This window comes from Pseudomonas sp. GM24 (assembly GCF_000282235.1).
Classification (GTDB): domain Bacteria; phylum Pseudomonadota; class Gammaproteobacteria; order Pseudomonadales; family Pseudomonadaceae; genus Aquipseudomonas.
This window is the reverse complement of the sequence record NZ_AKJR01000039.1, coordinates 26,508-45,263: the sequence shown is the minus strand read 5'-3', so window position 1 is coordinate 45,263 and position 18,756 is coordinate 26,508. Positions and strand designations below refer to the sequence as shown.

General features: G+C 59.0%; 12 protein-coding genes and 2 tRNA genes. 9 read left to right on the top strand and 5 right to left on the bottom strand.

Annotated elements, in window-relative coordinates; genetic code table 11:
* Positions 1-18 precede the first annotated feature (18 nt).
* Positions 19-1,308: an adenylosuccinate synthase gene (locus PMI23_RS06655; protein WP_007915835.1), complete on the top strand. Its 1,290-nt coding sequence runs from the start codon at positions 19-21 to the stop codon at positions 1,306-1,308.
* Positions 1,309-1,448: 140 nt separating this feature from the next.
* Positions 1,449-3,383, top strand: coding sequence for a methyl-accepting chemotaxis protein (locus PMI23_RS06650; protein ID WP_007915837.1), 1,935 nt, complete (start codon positions 1,449-1,451; stop codon positions 3,381-3,383).
* 109 nt (positions 3,384-3,492) lie between these two features.
* On the opposite strand, the gene PMI23_RS06645 is transcribed toward PMI23_RS06650, so the two are convergent.
* From PMI23_RS06645 to PMI23_RS06630, 4 genes are all read right to left on the bottom strand, one after another.
* Positions 3,493-5,058, bottom strand: a complete 1,566-nt coding sequence (locus PMI23_RS06645; protein ID WP_007915839.1) for an ABC transporter permease — start codon at positions 5,056-5,058, stop codon at positions 3,493-3,495.
* Positions 5,058-6,068, bottom strand: a complete 1,011-nt coding sequence (locus PMI23_RS06640; RefSeq protein WP_007915841.1) for an extracellular solute-binding protein — start codon at positions 6,066-6,068, stop codon at positions 5,058-5,060. Before PMI23_RS06640 ends, PMI23_RS06645 begins: the two co-directional genes overlap by 1 nt.
* Before the next feature lie 288 nt (positions 6,069-6,356).
* Positions 6,357-6,443: transfer RNA gene (locus PMI23_RS06635), tRNA-Leu, on the bottom strand.
* Positions 6,444-6,623: 180 nt separating this feature from the next.
* Positions 6,624-6,710 (bottom strand) — tRNA-Leu (locus PMI23_RS06630).
* A 226-nt stretch (positions 6,711-6,936) separates the two neighbouring features.
* On the opposite strand from PMI23_RS06630, the gene rnr reads away from it, so the two are divergent.
* From rnr to dnaB, 7 genes are all read left to right on the top strand, one after another.
* Positions 6,937-9,567: a ribonuclease R gene (rnr, locus tag PMI23_RS06625; protein ID WP_007915842.1), complete on the top strand. Its 2,631-nt coding sequence runs from the start codon at positions 6,937-6,939 to the stop codon at positions 9,565-9,567.
* Positions 9,564-10,331, top strand: a complete 768-nt coding sequence (rlmB, locus tag PMI23_RS06620; RefSeq protein WP_007915843.1) for a 23S rRNA (guanosine(2251)-2'-O)-methyltransferase RlmB — start codon at positions 9,564-9,566, stop codon at positions 10,329-10,331. Before rnr ends, rlmB begins: the two co-directional genes overlap by 4 nt.
* A 306-nt stretch (positions 10,332-10,637) precedes the next feature.
* Positions 10,638-11,057, top strand: coding sequence for a 30S ribosomal protein S6 (rpsF, locus tag PMI23_RS06615; RefSeq protein WP_007915844.1), 420 nt, complete (start codon positions 10,638-10,640; stop codon positions 11,055-11,057).
* Positions 11,058-11,086: 29 nt separating this feature from the next.
* The gene (gene rpsR / locus PMI23_RS06610; RefSeq protein ID WP_002551829.1) at positions 11,087-11,317 is read left to right on the top strand and encodes a 30S ribosomal protein S18; all 231 of its coding nucleotides are present in this window, start codon (positions 11,087-11,089) and stop codon (positions 11,315-11,317) included.
* Between the two features lie 36 nt (positions 11,318-11,353).
* On the top strand, positions 11,354-12,247 hold the full coding sequence (locus PMI23_RS06605) for a hypothetical protein (RefSeq protein ID WP_007915845.1): 894 nt from the start codon (positions 11,354-11,356) through the stop codon (positions 12,245-12,247).
* 18 nt (positions 12,248-12,265) lie between these two features.
* Positions 12,266-12,712: a 50S ribosomal protein L9 gene (gene rplI / locus PMI23_RS06600; RefSeq protein ID WP_003186385.1), complete on the top strand. Its 447-nt coding sequence runs from the start codon at positions 12,266-12,268 to the stop codon at positions 12,710-12,712.
* Positions 12,713-12,832: 120 nt separating this feature from the next.
* The gene (dnaB, locus tag PMI23_RS06595) at positions 12,833-14,230 is read left to right on the top strand and encodes a replicative DNA helicase (protein ID WP_007915846.1); all 1,398 of its coding nucleotides are present in this window, start codon (positions 12,833-12,835) and stop codon (positions 14,228-14,230) included.
* 39 nt (positions 14,231-14,269) lie between these two features.
* On the opposite strand, the gene PMI23_RS06590 is transcribed toward dnaB, so the two are convergent.
* Positions 14,270-18,664, bottom strand: a complete 4,395-nt coding sequence (locus PMI23_RS06590; protein WP_238539520.1) for an NEL-type E3 ubiquitin ligase domain-containing protein — start codon at positions 18,662-18,664, stop codon at positions 14,270-14,272.
* Positions 18,665-18,756 lie beyond the last annotated feature (92 nt).

Here is an 18,756-nt window from a genome sequence, read left to right as displayed (position 1 = left end):
CGAATGAGGACAAGTGTTATGGGTAAGAATGTCGTAGTCCTGGGCACCCAATGGGGTGATGAGGGCAAAGGCAAGATCGTTGATCTGCTGACCGAACATGCTGCAGCCGTAGTGCGCTACCAAGGTGGCCACAACGCTGGCCACACACTGGTGATCGACGGCGAAAAAACCGTCCTGCACCTGATTCCGTCGGGTGTGCTGCGCGAAGGCGTGCAGTGCCTGATCGGCAACGGCGTGGTGGTTGCACCTGACGCCCTGCTGCGCGAGATCACCAAGCTGGAAGAGAAAGGCGTACCGGTGCGCGAGCGCCTGCGTATCAGCCCGTCCTGCCCGCTGATCCTGTCTTTCCACGTGGCGCTGGACCAGGCCCGTGAAAAGGCCCGTGGCGAGTTGAAGATCGGTACCACCGGTCGCGGCATCGGCCCGGCGTACGAAGACAAGGTCGCTCGTCGTGGCCTGCGTGTTGGCGACCTGCTGAACATGCCGCGCTTCGAAGACAAGCTGCGTGAACTGGTGGATTACCACAACTTCATGCTGGTCGGTTACTACAAAGAGCCGGCCATCGAGTTCGAAAAGACCCTGGCCGAGTGCAAGGAATACGCAGAGCTGCTGAAGCCGCTGATGCTCGACGTCACCGCCGAGCTGCACGACCTGCGTCGCGCCGGCAAAGACATCATGTTCGAAGGTGCTCAGGGTTCGTTGCTCGACATCGACCACGGTACCTACCCGTACGTGACCAGCTCCAACACCACCGCTGGTGGCGTGGCGACCGGTTCCGGCGTTGGCCCGATGTTCCTGGATTACATTCTGGGCATCACCAAGGCTTACACCACTCGCGTCGGTTCGGGTCCATTCCCGACTGAGCTGTTCGACGACGTCGGCGCGCATCTGGCCAAACAAGGTCACGAGTTCGGTGCGACCACCGGCCGTGCCCGTCGTTGCGGCTGGTTCGATGCGGTTATCCTGCGTCGCGCGATCGATGTGAACAGCATCTCGGGCATCTGCCTGACCAAGCTGGACGTGCTCGACGGTCTGGAAACCATCAACATCTGCGTTGGCTACAAAGATGCCGAAGGCAATGCTGTTGCGCCGACCGACGCTGACAGCTACGTAGGCCTGCAGCCTGTGTACGAAGAAGTGCCGGGCTGGACCGAATCGACCGTGGGCGCCAAGACCCTGGAAGAACTGCCAGCTAACGCTCGTGCCTACATCAAACGCGTTGAAGAGCTGATCGGCGCGCCGATCGACATTATTTCGACGGGCCCGGACCGCAACGAAACCATCGTTCTGCGTCATCCGTTTGCTTGATAAGTCGTTGATGTAAAAACACAAAGGCCCCTTCATCGGGGCCTTTGTCGTTTATGCCTGTTGGACGGCATGACCTTTGCTGTGAATCTGTCTACAAGAGTGCCATCAAATTAATGGCGTCAGAAGTAGAGGGATTCACAGTGTCGGCCGTTCTCTCACTGTTACAAAGCCGTTTGTTGCGGCCCGTGTTCGTTACCCTTGGTATCGCCCTTTTGGTGCAGGTGTTGGTGGCGGTTGCCCTGACGCGGAGCACCGTCACCGCGCTGGAAGCTGATTTGGCGGTGCGTTTGGGCGCCGACAGCCAGAAACTCTCCGCTGAGCTGGAGCAGGCCGGGCGTGAAGTCACGTCGAGCCTCGATGCCTTGTCTGCCAGCACCCGCCAGCGGCTGACTGCCGGTCTGTCTTTGCGACTGAAAGACGAGCAGGCGCAGTTGCGTGCGACGTTGGAAAAGGATCTAAAGGATTCGGCCAATGACATGGCGCAATTGCTCGCCTCCGTTGCGCCGCGTGCCATGTGGGACAGCGACGTTCCGACCCTGTCCGAGTTCGCCCGTCGCGCCCAGCGCAATCCCAACGTGCTGTTCGTGGTCTACGACGACGCTAGCGGCCAGCATTTGACCCGTTATCTCAATCGCGAAAATCCGATCAACAAGGCTTTGCTGGAAAAAGGCCAGGGCGAGCGTGCACTGGATAAAGTGCTGGATGCGGCGAAAAACGATCCGTCGGTTTATTACCTCGAGGCCTCGATCAATCCCAATGGCGTGGAAATCGGCAAGGTGCTGATGGGCGTTTCCACTGCGTCGGTGGAAACCGATCTGGCGGCACTGGACAAGCGCTTCTCCGCGCTGATCGCGAGCAGTGATCAACTGGTCGGCGATAGCCTCAAAGGCGCCGCTGCCGACAGTGCCAAAGCCATGCAGGCGCGCCTGCAATCGGCGCAGTCAACGGCCGTCGAGATGAAAGCCAATACCGCCAATACTGTTCAAGAGGCGGCTGCGACCCTGCGCTGGCGGATCGGCATGGGCCTGGCGTTGGTCGGTTGCGGCGTGTTGCTGTTGCTGGCAGTCGTGCTCGGCCATCGCGTCGTCAATCGCCTGAAGATGCTTAACGCCGCGATGGATGATCTGGCGGCGGGTGAGGGCGACCTGACCAAGCGTGTGCAGATCAACAGCAACGATGAAATTGGCGACATGGCCTCGGCGGTCAATCGCTTTGTGGATAAGTTGCAACCGATCGTGCGTGAGGCGGGTGATGTGGCGCAGCGTACCGGCGTCGAGATTGGTGCGATGACCCTGCGCAATGCCGGTGCAGATGCGGCGGCGGGCATGCAGCGTGATGAAGTGGCGGAGAGTTTGCGCGCACTTTCGCAAATGGCGGATGAAGCGCAATCGGAAAGCCATGCGATGCAAGCGGCGTTGAAGCAGGTTGTGGATATTCGCCAGGCCACTGATGAAAACACCCGCACCTCCGCCAAGGTCGGCAGCCTGATCGAGGCGCTGGCCGGACAAGTCGATACCGGTGCAAAAGTGATCGAGCGACTGGCGCAGCAGAGCGAGCAGATTGAAGTGGTGCTGACGGTAATTCACGGGATCGCCGAGCAGACCAACCTGCTGGCGCTAAACGCTGCCATTGAAGCTGCGCGCGCTGGCGAGACCGGGCGTGGTTTTGCGGTGGTAGCGGACGAAGTTCGGGCGCTGGCCAGCAAGACACAAAGTTCTACCGGCGACATTCAGGCGCATATCGTCGCGTTGCAACAGGGCGCACGTGAGGCGGTCGAGGCAATCGGCCAGGCCGGGCGTCAAGCCAGCGAAGGTTTGCTGGTGTTGCGTGACAGCGCGCGGTTGCAGCAGTCGGTACAAACGTCTGTCGAGCAGGTGCACGCGGCGATTGGTCTGGCAACCCAGGCAGCGGCGCATCAGGCGCAAGGTGCGCAGGCGGTGCGTGGGCGCGTCGAGACGATTCATGCGCAGGCCGAGAAAGCAGCGCAGGCGGTGGTGGAGACCACGGCGAGTGGCAAGGTGCTGGATGGCTTGGCTGCGCAGTTGAAGGCGAGTCTGGGGCAGTTCAGGGCTTGAGGTCGTCTGGGCGGGCCTCTTCGCGAGCAGGCTCGCTCCCACATTAGATCGCGTTCCTCTGATGGAACTCGGTCAACATGTGGGAGTGAGCCTGCTCGCGATAGCGGTATCAGCGACTCAGATACATTCGAGTCGTCAGTAAATAAACCGGCAACCCCGATACCAAAATCAACAACGCCGCATAAGGCGCCGCCGCCGCAAATTCGACATTCGCGGTATGCGCCCACACTTCGGTCGCCAGCGTATTGAGCCCGGTCGGACTCAACAGCAGCGTCGCCGTCAATTCCTTCATCGCATCCAGAAACACCAGCGCAAACGCCGCGCCCAATGCCGGGAAGATAATCGGCAACGTCACCCGGCAAAACGCGGTGAACGACGAAGCGCCCAGCGTCCGCGCAGCTTCTTCCAGCTGTGGCGCAGCCTTGTTCAGGGCCGTGCGGATCGGCGCCTGCGCCAGTGGCAGAAACAGCAGCGCATAAGCGATCAGCAGCAGCCCCGGCGTCTGGTACAGCGCCGGCACGTAATGCAGAGCGAAATACACCAGCGTCAACGCAATCACCAATCCTGGCAGTGCATGCAGCAGATACGGCAAGCGTTCGGCCCAGATCGCCAGTTGGCCTTTGTAGCGCACTACCAGCAATCCGACTGGCACTGCCAGCACCAGGCACAATGCCGCCCCGCCAAGAGAAAGCGCCAAAGACGAGAGCAGGGCTTCAGTAATCGCGGCCACCGGAAAAGCCGCCGACGAACCCACCGCCAGCCAATACGCCAACATCCCCAGCGGAATTCCGCTGCCGACAATCGCCAGCATCAGGCAATACAACTGACCGACTGCTGCCCATGGTCCTAGCCGAACCTGCTCAGCCTGACGCGCCGCGCCTTGCCCGGTGCGCACATGCCGGCCTTTGCCGCGTACGCGCAACTCCAGCCACAGCAACACCAGGCACAGCGCCAGCAATACGGCCGACAGCATCGCCGCGTTGGCGTTGCTGAATTCCAGTTCGAATTGCTGATAGATCGCTGTGGTGAAGGTTTGCAGGCCGATGATCGACAACGCGCCGAATTCCACCAGCATGTGCAGGGCGATCAGCAACGAACCCGCCAGCAGTGAAGGCCAGAGCAGCGGTAGAGTGACACGGAAAAACACGCCCCAGCGATTCTGCCCAAGGGTGCGGGCCGATTCTTCAAGGGATGGATCAAGATTGCGCAGGGTTGCCGCCACGGGCAGGAAGATCAGTGGATACTTCGACAGGCTCATGACCAGAATCGCCCCGCCAAGGCCTTCGAACTGCGCGCTCAACGAAACCCAGGTGAAGCTGCTGACAAACGCCGGCACCGCGAACGGCAGGCACAGAATCACACCCCACAGGCGTCGTCCCGGCAGATTGCTGCGCTCCAGCAGCCAGGCCAGCGACAGACCGATCACGCCGCACGTAAGGGTTACGCCAACCATTAACGCCAAGGTGTTGCACAGCAGGCCGAACACATATGGGCGCCACAACAAGTGCAGCGCTTCGGCCCAACCGGCCTGCCAGGCTTTGAGCCCGACATAGGCGAGCGGCAACAGACTCAGTATCACCAGCAACAAAACTGGCAATACCAGCCAGATTGAAGGCCGCTTGCGTTTTGGCACGTAACCCCCGCGCGCGGCGGGGGCGGATAACGATGCGGCCATCAGTTCAAGCCAACTTCACGTTCCAGTTCCAAGGCTTCTTCGGCATTGCCCAGATCGGCCGGGGTTACGTTCGGCGCTTCCAGTTCGCTGAACGGCTTGAGCCCGCGATCCGATTCCATGCCTTTGTGCAGCGGGTATTCGGCGGTGGTTTGGGTGATCACGCGCTGGCCTTCTTCGCTGGCCATATAGGCAAGGAATTGCTGGGCTTCTTTTGGATGTTTGCTGGATTTCAGTACGGCAGCACTGGACACGGTGATCAAGCCGCCGGCGTCGCCACCGGTGAAGTAATGCAGTTTCGAATCCAGTTTGCCTTTCTCGCGTTGCAGTGCGAACCAGTAGTAGTTGTTCACCAGTACGGTAGCGACTTCGCCGTTTTCCACAGCTTTGAGGGCGACCATGTTGTTGCTGTAGGTCTTGCCGAACGCGCGCAGGCCGGTCAGCCATTCCTCGGCGGCATCGCGACCGTGCATTTTGATGATGGCGACGGCTTGTTCCTGAAAGGCGCCGCTGGTCGGTACGAAACCGACTTTGCCTTGCCACTGTGGGTCGGAGAATTCCATTACCGATTTCGGCAGGTCTTTTTCGTCGACCAGTTTCGGGTTGTAGGCGACCACACGAACGCGCGCCGTCACGCCGATCCAGGTGCCGTTGCCAGCCACGTATTTTTCCGGAAGCACGGCCAGCGTGGCGTCATCGGTCTTGGCCAGCAGGCCCAGTTCGCCGAGATTGTTCAGCGGTGGCGATTCTTCGGTGTAGATCACGTCGGCGGGGGAGCGGTCGCCTTCTTCGATGATCTGGCTGGCGAGTTGATTGCTGCTGCCTTTGCGCACGTTGACGTGAATGCCGGTCTTGGCTTCGAAGGCTTTGGCGATCGCGTCGCCGACTTCTTTATGCTGGCCGTTATAGAGAGTCAGGGAAACCGCATCGGCAGCCTGGGTGAGGGGAGTGGCGAGCGCCAGGCCGAGGAGGGTGAAGGTCAGGCCTCGGCGCAGGGTATTTCGAAACGTCATTCGCAGGGTTCCTCACTGTCGCATTGCAAAAACTTGCAACAATGATAAACGATATTGTTTCTCAAGTGCGCCTTGCGAGAGGCTGCCAGCTCTGGTACGGCCTCTACGTTGAACTGTAGGAGCTGCCGAAGGCTGCGATCTTTTGATCTTGCTTTAAAAACAGGATCAAAGGATCGCAGCCTTCGGCAGCTCCTGCAGGGGGGATTCTGGATTTCTGGAAGCCAGAAACGCAAAAACCCGCTTTCGCGGGTTTCTGTGAAATCCAAGGTCGTGACCTTGAATTTGAATTGGTGCCCAGAAGAAGACTCGAACTTCCACGACCGTAAGGTCACCAGCACCTGAAGCTGGCGTGTCTACCAATTTCACCATCTGGGCAATCATCGCTAGCGTTGCCGCTGTTGATGTGGCGCACTATACGGAGCGACTTTTGATCTGTAAACCCCTGATTTAATTTTAATAAATCAGTTTTAAGAAAACCTGGGCTTAGAATGCAAAAAACCCGCTTTCGCGGGTTTTGTGTGAGCCTTGAAACTGATCTAGTCTCAAGCTCGAAATTGGTGCCCAGAAGAAGACTCGAACTTCCACGACCGTAAGGTCACCAGCACCTGAAGCTGGCGTGTCTACCAATTTCACCATCTGGGCAGTATCGGCAACGCTTGTGCGTCGTCGATGGCGCGCACTATACGGAGCGTCTTTTTAACTGTAAACCCCTCTCAGCAAAAAATATGATTTTTTTTACCGGCGGTGTGCAAAACGGCTTTCAAGTGACGCTACAGCCCTTGATAAGGGCCTTATAGAGTCGGAAATTTCCCGTTTCATGGCGCCTATGCCAAACTAACCCGCATATAGACAAGGTGAAAACTCTCTAATGGCCGATTGGCAGTCCCTCGATCCCGAGGCCGCTCGTGAAGCGGAAAAATATGAAAACCCTATTCCTAGCCGCGAACTGATCCTGGCGCACCTCGCCGATCGGGGTTCGCCTGCTGCCCGCGAGCAACTGGTCGAAGAGTTTGGTCTGACCACAGAAGACCAGATCGAAGCCCTGCGCCGTCGCCTGCGCGCCATGGAGCGCGACGCACAACTGATCTATACCCGTCGTGGCACGTACGCGCCGGTCGACAAGCTTGACTTGATCCTTGGTCGCATCAGCGGTCACCGTGACGGTTTCGGCTTCCTGGTGCCGGACGATGGCAGCGACGATCTGTTCATGAGCCCGGCGCAGATGCGTCTGGTGTTCGATGGCGACCGTGCACTGGCGCGTGTTTCCGGTCTTGACCGTCGCGGTCGCCGCGAAGGCGTGATCGTCGAAGTGGTGTCGCGTGCTCACGAAACCATCGTTGGTCGCTACTTCGAAGAAGGCGGCATCGGTTTTGTCGTCGCAGACAATCCGAAGATCCAGCAAGAAGTGCTGGTCACGCCGGGCCGTAACGCCAACGCGCAGATCGGTCAGTTCGTTGAGGTGAAAATCACCCACTGGCCAACGCCGCGCTTCCAGCCGCAAGGTGACGTGGTCGAAGTGGTCGGCAACTACATGGCGCCGGGCATGGAAATCGATGTCGCCCTGCGCACCTACGACATTCCGCATGTCTGGCCTGAAGCCGTTCTGAAAGAAGCGGCCAAGCTCAAGCCGGAAGTCGAAGAAAAAGACAAAGAGAAGCGCGTCGACCTGCGCCATCTGCCGTTCGTCACCATCGACGGTGAAGATGCCCGCGACTTCGACGATGCTGTTTATTGTGAAGCCAAACCGGGCAAGCTGCGCCTGTTCTCCGGCGGCTGGAAGTTGTACGTGGCGATTGCCGACGTTTCCAGCTACGTGAAGATCGGCTCGGCGCTGGACAACGAAGCACAAGTGCGCGGCAACTCGGTGTACTTCCCCGAGCGTGTAGTGCCGATGCTGCCTGAGCAACTGTCCAACGGTCTGTGCTCGCTGAACCCGCACGTCGATCGTCTGGCCATGGTTTGCGAGATGACCATCTCCAAGTCCGGCGAAATGACCGACTACTGCTTCTATGAAGCGGTGATCCATTCCCACGCTCGTCTGACGTACAACAAAGTCAGCGCGATGCTGGAAACGCCGAAAATCACCGAGGCGCGTCAGCTTCGCGGTGAGTACAACGATGTTCTGCCGCACCTCAAGCAGCTTTATGCGCTGTACAAGGTTCTGCTGGCTGCCCGTCACGTCCGTGGCGCGATCGATTTCGAAACGCAGGAAACCCGAATCATCTTCGGTACCGAGCGCAAGATTGCCGAAATCCGTCCGACCACCCGTAACGACGCGCACAAGCTGATCGAAGAATGCATGCTGGCGGCCAACGTGGCCACCGCCGAATTCCTCAAGAAGCACGAAATTCCTGCGCTGTACCGCGTCCACGACGGTCCGCCACCGGAGCGTCTGGAAAAACTGCGTGCCTTCCTCGGTGAGCTCGGCCTGTCCCTGCACAAAGGCAAGGACGGCCCGTCGCCGAAGGACTATCAGGCCTTGCTGGCGAGCATCAAGGATCGTCCGGATTTCCACCTGATCCAGACCGTGATGTTGCGTTCGCTGAGCCAGGCGGTGTACAGCGCTGACAACCAGGGCCACTTCGGCCTGAATTACGAAGCCTATACCCACTTCACTTCGCCGATCCGTCGTTACCCGGATTTGCTCACGCACCGCGCGATCCGCAGCGTGATCCATTCGAAACAGGACACCTCGCACGTTCGCCGTGCCGGTGCGATGACCATTCCGAAGGCGCGCATCTATCCGTACGACGAAGCAGCGCTGGAGCAGCTCGGCGAGCAATGCTCGATGAGCGAACGCCGTGCCGACGAAGCGACGCGCGATGTCGTGAACTGGCTCAAGTGCGAGTTCATGAAGGATCGCGTGGGCGAATCGTTCCCGGGCGTGATCACCGCAGTGACCGGTTTTGGTCTGTTCGTCGAGCTGACCGATATCTACGTCGAAGGCCTGGTGCACGTCACCGCGCTGCCGGGCGATTACTACCACTTCGATCCTGTGCATCACCGCCTGGCGGGCGAGCGCACCGGTCGTAGCTTCCGTCTGGGCGATACCGTTGAGGTGCGCGTCATGCGTGTCGACCTCGACGAGCGCAAGATCGACTTCGAGATGGCGGAAAAAACCATCAGCGCGCCGATCGGTCGCAAAAAGCGTGGTGCTGAAACTGCCGCGCCAGCCGCCAAGGAAAAAGCCGAAGCGGCTCCTGCGAAAAGCGCTGGTCGTCGTCCAGCCAAAGAGAAAGCTGCCGAAGCCTATCGCCCAAGCGACGCCGTAGCGAAGAACGCCGAGCTGCGCAAAAGCCGTGAAATGAAGAAAGCTCTGCTTTCCGACGCCAAAAACGGTGGTAAAGCGGCGTCCGGGGGAAAGACCGGACGGTCGGCGCCTGAAAAGGCCTCCGGCGGCAAGCCAGCAAAACCGAGCAAACACCGTAAAGGCCCGCCAAAAGCGGGTTCTGCTCCAGCCAAAAGTGGCGGGGCACGTAAACCGAAGGCGAAGTCATGAGTCAGTTGGAAAAAATCTACGGCGTTCACGCGGTAGAAGCGTTGCTGCGTCACCACCCGAAACGCGTCAAGCAGATCTGGTTGGCGGAAAGCCGCAACGATCCGCGCGTGCAGACCCTGGTTGAGCTGGCCAACGAAAATCGTGTCCAGGTCGGTCAGGCCGAGCGCCGCGAAATGGACGCCTGGGTTGAAGGTGTTCACCAAGGCGTAGTCGCGGAAGTCAGCCCGAGCCAGGTCTGGGGTGAAGCGATGCTCGACGAGCTGCTCGACCGCACCGAAGGCGCGCCACTGTTGCTGGTGCTCGACGGCGTGACCGATCCGCACAACCTCGGCGCCTGCCTGCGCTCGGCCGATGCGGCCGGCGCGCTGGCGGTGATCGTGCCGAAAGACAAATCGGCAACTTTGACGCCGGTCGTGCGTAAAGTCGCTTGCGGCGCGGCGGAAGTGATTCCGCTGGTTGCGGTGACCAACCTCGCGCGCACTCTGGAAAAGCTCCAGCAGCGCGGTCTGTGGATTGTCGGTACGGCGGGTGAGGCTGAGGTCAGCATTTATGACCAGGACCTGACCGGCCCGACCATCCTGATCATGGGCGCCGAAGGCAAAGGCATGCGTCGCTTGACTCGCGAACACTGCGACTATCTGGTGAAGCTACCGATGGCCGGTAGTGTCAGCAGTCTGAACGTGTCCGTGGCAACTGGCGTGTGCCTGTTCGAAGCGCAGCGTCAGCGCGGTGCCAAAGCCAAGGCTGCCACCAAGAAATCCTGATCTGCTGCAAATCCCCTGTAGGAGTGAGCCTGCTCGCGATAGCGGTGCAACATTCAGCATCAAAGTTGAATGTTACCCCCTCATCGCGAGCAGGCTCACTCCTACATTGTTTTGTGGGAAGGCGAAGATCGTTGGTTGTTCAAATAATCACCAATTGCCTTGCACCTCTTCTGTCCCTTCTCTACAATTGCGCCCCTTGCTGTGACGGCAGGCACGCATGTGCCCCGCGCCAGCAAGTCCATAAGTGTCATTCACTCCTTGTCTGACCGTTTTTGAGCGGCAGGCTACAACCCGTAAGGAGCATTCATGCGTCATTACGAAATCATCTTTTTGGTCCACCCGGATCAAAGCGAGCAAGTCGGCGGCATGGTTGAGCGTTACACCAAGCTGATCGAAGAAGACGGCGGCAAAATCCACCGTCTGGAAGATTGGGGCCGTCGTCAACTGGCCTACGCAATCAACAATGTTCACAAGGCTCACTACGTGATGCTGAACGTTGAGTGCACTGGCAAGGCCCTGGCCGAGCTGGAAGACAACTTCCGCTACAACGATGCAGTGATCCGTAACCTGGTCATCCGTCGCGACGAAGCCGTTACCGGCCAGTCCGAGATGCTCAAGGCTGAAGAAAACCGCAGTGAGCGCCGTGAGCGTCGCGATCGTCCTGAGCACGAAGGCGCTGAAAGCGCTGAAGGCGAAGAGAACGACAGCGATAACGCTGACGAGTAATCCACGGACCTTATTAAGGAGCCTATCAAATGGCACGTTTCTTCCGTCGTCGTAAATTCTGCCGTTTCACCGCTGAAGACGTGAAAGAGATCGATTACAAAGATCTCAACACTCTGAAAGCCTACGTATCCGAGACCGGCAAAATCGTTCCAAGCCGCATCACCGGTACCAAAGCTCGTTATCAGCGTCAGCTGGCCACCGCTATCAAGCGCGCCCGCTTCCTGGCCCTGCTGGCCTACACCGACAGCCACGGCCGCTGAGACCGGGCAGTCGACAAGTAGCAAAGGATTGAATGCATGCGTGCCTTAGCTGAGTTCATCATGCGAGGCCGTATGCAGGCCACTCTCGTGGTGGCCGGATGTGCAACATTGCCGTTGTTGTATTGGTTGGGCGCTGCCGCCGGGAGCCTTGTGCTGCTGCGGCGCGGACTGACGGACGCCCTGGGTGTTCTGTCTCTGGGGCTGCTGCCGGCATTGATCTGGTGGCTGTATGCCGATGATCCACGCGCACTTCTGGTGCTGCTGGGGTCTTCGGGACTTGCGTTGGTTTTGCGCGCAAGTGAGTCCTGGGTTCGCACGCTGCTGGTCAGCGTAGTGATTGGAGTGGTGTTTTCGGTGGTGCTCGGGGCCGCGTTTGCGGCCCAGATCGAGATGCTCGCGCAGGCCTTGATAAAGGTCATGCCGGCGCTTCTCGGTGAGACCTACAAGCAATTGTCGGTCGATGAGCAAGCGCGTTTCGCGTCCCTGATTGCACCAGTCCTGACCGGACTGATTGCGGCGCTGTTGCAAATCGTCAGCGTGCTGAGCCTGATTGTCGGGCGGCATTGGCAGGCGTTGTTGTACAACCCGGGTGGTTTTGGTCGCGAGTTTCGCGCCATCCGGATCCCGCTGGGGCCGGCGATGTTGCTGCTGGCGTTGATGCTTCTGGGCCCGAATCTCGGTGCACAGATGGCCATGTTGACGCCGTTGTGCAGTGTACCGCTGGTGTTCGCCGGACTTGCCCTGATTCATGGGCTGGTCGGGCAGAAGCGACTGGCCGGTTTCTGGCTGGTGGGGTTGTACGTCACGCTGCTGTTGTTCATGCAGCTGATCTATCCGTTGCTCGTGGTCCTGGCCATTGTCGACAGCCTGATTGATTTTCGCGGTCGTCACGTGTCGAAAGACACCGACAGCGCGAACGGTGAAGGTTAAAAGTTAGAGGATTTTCACATGCAACTGATCCTTCTGGAAAAAATCGCCAACCTGGGCAACCTGGGCGACAAAGTAAACGTTAAGGCCGGTTACGGCCGTAACTACCTGCTGCCTTTCGGCAAAGCTACCGCTGCGACCGCTGCCAACCTGGCTGCGTTCGAAGAGCGTCGTGCTGAGCTGGAAAAAGCTGCCGCAGACCGTAAAGCATCGGCTGAAAGCCGTGCTGCCCAACTGGCCGAGCTGGAAGTGACCATCACTGCCACCGCTGGCGACGAAGGCAAGCTGTTCGGTTCGATCGGTACTCACGACATCGCTGACGCACTGACCGCCTCCGGCGTTGAAGTTGCGAAAAGCGAAGTTCGTCTGCCGAACGGCACCATCCGCAACGTGGGTGAATTCGACGTGGCTGTGCACCTGCACGCCGAAGTTGAAGCCACCGTACGCGTTGTCGTGGTAGCAGCTTAAGCAACACTGATCGGCTGGCGGCTTGTCCGTCAGACGGTTAACATCGGGCACGATCCTGTTATACAGGTCGTGCCCTTTGTCTTTCTGAATTCCCTGTTTTTCCAAACAACACAAGTGGCCATGAACGATATCTCCGCTCCCGAGCAATACGATCTGCAAACCGCTGCCCTGAAGGTGCCGCCGCATTCCATCGAAGCCGAACAGGCTGTACTCGGTGGTCTGATGCTGGACAACAACGCCTGGGAACGCGTGCTCGATCAAGTCTCCGACGGCGATTTCTATCGACATGACCACCGTCTGATCTTCCGTGCGATCGCCAAATTGGCCGATCAGAACATGCCGATCGACGTCGTGACCCTGTCCGAGCAATTGGACAAGGAAGGTCAGACCTCGCAAGTCGGCGGCCTCGGTTACCTCGGCGAGCTGGCGAAAAACACGCCATCCGTCGCCAACATCAAGGCCTATGCGCAGATCGTTCGCGAACGAGCGACCTTGCGCCAGTTGATCGGCATCAGTACCGAGATCGCTGATAGCGCCTTCAACCCTGAAGGTCGTACTGCCGCCGAGATTCTTGACGAAGCCGAACGGCAGATCTTCCAGATTGCCGAGGCCCGGCCTAAAACCGGCGGCCCGGTGGGTGTGAACGATTTGCTGACCAAGGCCATCGACCGGATCGACACCTTGTTCAACACTGACAACGCCATTACCGGCCTGTCTACCGGCTACACCGACCTCGACGAGAAGACCAGCGGCCTGCAGCCGTCCGACTTGATCATCGTCGCCGGCCGTCCGTCGATGGGTAAAACCACCTTTGCGATGAACCTGGTGGAAAACGCCGTGTTGCGCAGCGAGAAGGCGGTTCTGGTGTACTCCCTCGAGATGCCAGGCGAATCGCTGATCATGCGTATGCTCTCCTCGCTGGGGCGCATCGACCAGACCAAAGTGCGTTCCGGTCAACTCGAAGACGATGACTGGCCGCGCCTGACCTCGGCGGTCAACCTGCTCAACGATCGCAAACTGTTCATCGATGACACTGCCGGTATCAGCCCGTCGGAAATGCGTGCGCGGACCCGGCGTCTGGTGCGTGAACACGGCGACGTCGGCCTGATCATGATCGACTACCTGCAACTGATGCAGATCCCCGGTTCCAGCGGTGACAACCGTACCAACGAAATTTCCGAGATCTCGCGATCCCTGAAAGCGCTGGCCAAGGAATTCAACTGCCCGGTGGTGGCGCTGTCGCAGCTCAACCGTTCCCTCGAACAGCGTCCCAACAAGCGCCCGGTAAACTCCGACTTGCGCGAATCCGGAGCGATCGAGCAGGACGCCGACGTGATCATGTTCGTGTACCGCGACGAGGTGTATCACCCGGAAACCGAACACAAGGGCATCGCCGAAATCATCATCGGCAAGCAGCGTAACGGCCCGATCGGTTTTATCCGCCTGGCGTTTATCGGCAAGTACACCCGTTTCGAAAACCTTGCCCCAGGCAGTTACAACTTCGACGACGACGAGTGACAGCAGGCCGAAGTCCATCGGCCTGCTGCGACGTATCGATTACAGCATTGCACCACTCGTTCCCGGGGTTTCCTGCGCAGGCGTGACGTCGGCAGGAGGCGCCTCGATCATTGTTCGAGGCTGCAATTCCTGCCGCGTCAGCGTCTGGATCAATGTCGCTTCGACAATCGCCAACTGCGCCGTCACATCATCGGTTTGCATGTTGTATTGAGCCTCGCTCAGCAGGCCTTGTGATGACTGGCTGTCGAGAATTTCCTGGCGATTCTGAAACGGCTGGCGACTCGCATCGAATTGCGCCTGGTATTTGTGAATGATGAAGTCCTGCCAGAAATCCATCGACACCAACGCCTGAAACTCTTCAGGCGAACCATTCAGCGTCGAGACTTGGCGATACGCCGCATCCAGCATTGCCGGGGTAACGCCAGCCATGCCGATAAACGTGAGTGCCTGTGGCTGAAACGGCAATTGCAGCCGATCCTTGAGACCAAAGCGGTAGGCCATGGTCATTTCATGGGGATCGCGTATGCGCAGGTGGTGGCTGTTTCGCAGCTCCCGGGAGGTTGCCGGATCGTCAATGATTGCCCTGCTTGAAGCGATCTCTGCCGCGGCGATGTCGTCGACCTGTTTGAGCCGGAACAATCCTTTGGACAACGCCACCAAGGGGGCGCCATTCAAATCGAGCCTGGCCTGTACGCGCGCCTTGTAAGTCATGGCCAGAACTTGCAGGTCGGTGAAGGTGGCTGCGGCAAGGTCAGTGCAACCTGCTTCGCACGCGCGATCGAACAGTTCTCGACGCAAGGTTCGCGACTGTGGATCGTCTTGGCTGATGACATCGATCACATCCCAGACCTGACGCCGGAAATCGGCATGGTGCGCACGGCTTGCGAGGATGTTGAAGAAGCCGTCTGAGCCTGGCTGCTCGCGCAACGTGCGCCATTGAGTGTTTCTGGCGAACGCTTGATCAGTGGGTAGTCCGGTGGTCCAGATCGGGGTGGGCTCTGCGGCGGTCCTTGCAATGGGACGTTGAGCTAAAGGAAATGACGTTGTGAACAGGTTGAATCTGTTGTGAAGCCCGGTTTGCGCTTCGTCCAGTTGCATGCGATAGACGCCCATTTGTATCCGCGTCTCATCAGTAATCGGATTATTCGTCAGTAACGTGCCACTGTTCACTTGGACCGAATGCGCCAGGCGCTCCGGGGGCGGAGCAGTGACAAAGTCGGGAATCGTGGTGATCTGGTTATTGCTCAGATCGATCCGGGTCAGCAGGGGTTGATCAAACAGTCCGGTTGGCCAATGCGTGATGCCGGTGTTCGCCAGGCTGACCTCGCGCATATCGGTGATCAGGCTGAAGTCCGGGATCACACCGAGTTGGGGATTGTTGTCGATCCAGAGTGCTCTGAGTGTTGTGCGTCCGGCCAGTATCCGTGCCGTTTCTGCATTGAGCTCAAGTTGGTTGTGCTGCAGAAACAGGCGCGTCATCCCGTGCATTTCTCCTACCGCCGGGGGCAAGTCCCTGAGGCGATTGTTCGACATGTCCAGCCAGCGCACATGACGAAAACGGGTGAGGAAGCCTTCCGGTGACTCCGTCAGGTTCATGCCGCTCAATCTGAGTGAACCAACATGGCTGAAGTCGATGCTCAGATCCGGCAGGGTCGGCAAGGTCAGGCCGCTCAAGTCCAGTTCCAGACCGATCGGCGTGCCGTCGAATGCATGTTTTTGCGCTGTTTCGCGGCGCCAGCAACTGATGATCCGATCCCGCGCTGCGGTGCGGTCATTGCGGGTGGTGGCGTTGATTTGCAGTTGATTGGCACGCACGTAACGCAGGCGGTTGCCGCCCCCGGAAAAGACCCAGTCGTCGAGCTGGGTTTTCAAAAGATCGAATTCTTGTTCCAGCCCGAGCAAGCGTGGTGCAACGGTGCCTTTGTCATGATTCCAGATGAACTCTCTGCACTCCTTGATGGTTTTGCTCGGGAACAGGTTTCGATAACGCTGCGCCCTGGAGTCTTCGCTATCGAATACGGCGGGATGGGCCGGCTCCATCAGCTCGGGGTGAGACTCTTTAAGGCGTCGCCAGTAGCCGTCGAATTTTCGCCAGTACGCAGAGGGGAAGTCGTTGCCTTCAAGCCGCGTGACGTTGTTGATCCGCGCGACGACAGCCAGCGTCTCGAGTGTCGGGTTGAGGTTGGCCTGGGGAACCTCGCTCAAGCGATTGTCGCGCAGGTCCAGGTGGTTCAAAGCGGTTTTGTCGAGCAGCCCGGCAGGCCACTGACTGAGGCCCGTGTTTTTCAGGTTCAAGGCTTGCAACCCGGACATGGTGCTGAAGTCGGGCACTGCCCGCAGTTGATTGTTGGACAGATCGATCTGTTTCAACTGGTGCAGTGCACCGAGTGCCAAAGCGCTTTGCTCATCCAGTTTTATCTGGTTTGAACTCAGGTCCAGATAGTTGAGTTTGTCCATCTCGGCGATTTTTTGCGGCAGTTTATCGATGCCGGAGTTAACGATGCTCAGGCTTTCCAGATTGGGGCAATTGGACAGAAGCGTATTGGCGGTGTCCGACCAGATGACCGAGTCGAGACTGAGGGATTTGATGTGGCTGAAATCCACGGTCAGCAGGGGTAATGGACCGTACAGCGGTGGCAGTTTCAGTACGCCGTCCGATTCGCCTAGCCAGCAGCCTCTGATGATCCTTGCCAGGCGGGTGGCGTTGACTCTTTCCGGGCCCCTGGCATAGGCCGGGCCGGGTTGACTGTCGGCGATGTAGGCCTGCAGTTGCGTTTCCAGTAACGCGAAACCGGCAAGGCGTCGCGCGATCTGCTCTTCGGCGCCATCACCCAGGGCGAGCAGATATTCCCTGGCGGCTTGCGGATCCTTGTCTGGATACATATGCCGCACCATCGCCACTTCGGGAATGTCGCCATCCAGTCTGAACGCGTCGGCGCGGGGGCCGGTGCGCATCGCCGGATAGTCGGCCACTACGCGGCGCCAATAGACCTCAAGCGTTCGCCAGTAGCCGGCCGGGAAGGGATTGCCTTCAATCAGGGTAACCGAGTTGATACGGGCGATCGCCAGTAGTTCATTGTTTGACGGGGCAAGGTTCGCCTGTGGAATTTCGCGCAGTTGGTTATTGCGCAAGTCGACCACGTCCAGTGCCACCTGATCGCGTAAACCGCTGGGCCAGTGATCCAGTCCAGTGTTGCTCAGGTTCAATGACCGAAGTTGCGACATGCCGCGAAAGTCCGGGATTCTGCCAAGCGGGTTGCTCGACAGGTCGAGGTGTTCAAGCTGTTCGAGTGCGCCCAGTTTTACTGCTGTCTGCTCATCGAGCTGGATTCGGTTCGAGTTCAGCTCCAGAGCCTTGAGAACGGTCATCGGCGCGATATCGGTCGGCAGCTTATCCAGAGTGGAGTGAGTCACCGACAGTTTCTCGAGGTTGGGAAAACTGCCAAGGAAGGTATCGGCGGTGTCCGACCAGGCGACCGCTTTCAGCTCCAGAGTTCGTACATGGCTGAAATCAGCCGTCAGTGGCGCAAGGATTGCCTCTGCCAAATCAAGTTTCAGCGTCGTCCCCGTCTGCCGCTTCCAGCAACGTTTTATTTCTTCGACAGCACGCTCCACCGCGGGATGTGCAGCTTCGGTGGAGGTCTGCGAGGATGTCTTCCTGATCCAGGAAGCGAGATCCGCCTTGAGCGCCCTATAACTGGCCTCGCGTTGGGACAGATAGCCGCGGACGTCATCCCCGTGCGAATGCAGAAGCCGGGTGATCTCCTCGTTGTTGAGGGCCGGGAAGAGTTTTCGAGCGCGGGACTCTGGCGTGCGCAAATGATTGATCGCGGTGGCAAACCGTTGCAGCAAGCCGGGCTGCGCGGGGCTGCCTGGCTCGCTGCGGAACATGCCGCCGACACCGCCGACCGGCGTCCCCAGCCAGCCGTCGCGAGCATCGAAAATGATCGGCTCCGAGCGCCCGGGACGTGTGGCGATGTAAGTGTTGGTGCTCTCGCCGGCAACCGGATCTTGCGCGCGGACGATACGCATCACCGGTGTCGACGGGGTAGAGGCATCGGTGTCGTGCAGAACCTGATAACTGTGCTTGTCGATCACCGCATAGAGCTTGCCGTTGAGCCGGTGGAGGCCATCGCTGCCCCTTTGAACGTCACTGAAATCCAGTGGCGTACGGAAAGCTTCCAGGCGGGTGCTCGATAATGGCACCCCGATGGGCTCGAAGTGTTCCAGTTCATGCCAGAGTCCCGCGCTGGAGTCTCGCAGCAGCACGGGGCCCGAGGGGCTGGACTCGCTGGGCAGCCTGGCGCGATACAGTCCTGTTTGCGCATCTTTGCTGACCATCACGATGCCGCCAGGTACATCGGCATACTGGCGGCCCTTGTGCGTTCGCAAGCCGTCAGCGTTGCGATCCGACAAACCTGTGGCCGCAGGCACCCAGTAATGTTCCAGGGACTGGCTAGGCGCACGCGGATTTTCAAACGGCAACGCGGGTCGATGAATCGTGATGCTCGGAGTCGGCTCGATCG

Bases quoted from the DNA above. Each gene is read 5' to 3' on its own strand.
- PMI23_RS06655 (WP_007915835.1), top strand. From the start codon at position 19: ATGGGTAAGAATGTCGTAGTCCTGGGCACCCAATGGGGTGATGAGGGC.
- PMI23_RS06645 (WP_007915839.1), bottom strand. From the start codon at position 5,058: ATGGCCGCATCGTTATCCGCCCCCGCCGCGCGCGGGGGTTACGTGCCA.
- PMI23_RS06640 (WP_007915841.1), bottom strand. From the start codon at position 6,068: ATGACGTTTCGAAATACCCTGCGCCGAGGCCTGACCTTCACCCTCCTC.
- rnr (WP_007915842.1), top strand. From the start codon at position 6,937: ATGGCCGATTGGCAGTCCCTCGATCCCGAGGCCGCTCGTGAAGCGGAA.
- rlmB (WP_007915843.1), top strand. From the start codon at position 9,564: ATGAGTCAGTTGGAAAAAATCTACGGCGTTCACGCGGTAGAAGCGTTG.
- rpsF (WP_007915844.1), top strand. From the start codon at position 10,638: ATGCGTCATTACGAAATCATCTTTTTGGTCCACCCGGATCAAAGCGAG.
- rpsR (WP_002551829.1), top strand. From the start codon at position 11,087: ATGGCACGTTTCTTCCGTCGTCGTAAATTCTGCCGTTTCACCGCTGAA.
- PMI23_RS06605 (WP_007915845.1), top strand. From the start codon at position 11,354: ATGCGTGCCTTAGCTGAGTTCATCATGCGAGGCCGTATGCAGGCCACT.
- rplI (WP_003186385.1), top strand. From the start codon at position 12,266: ATGCAACTGATCCTTCTGGAAAAAATCGCCAACCTGGGCAACCTGGGC.
- dnaB (WP_007915846.1), top strand. From the start codon at position 12,833: ATGAACGATATCTCCGCTCCCGAGCAATACGATCTGCAAACCGCTGCC.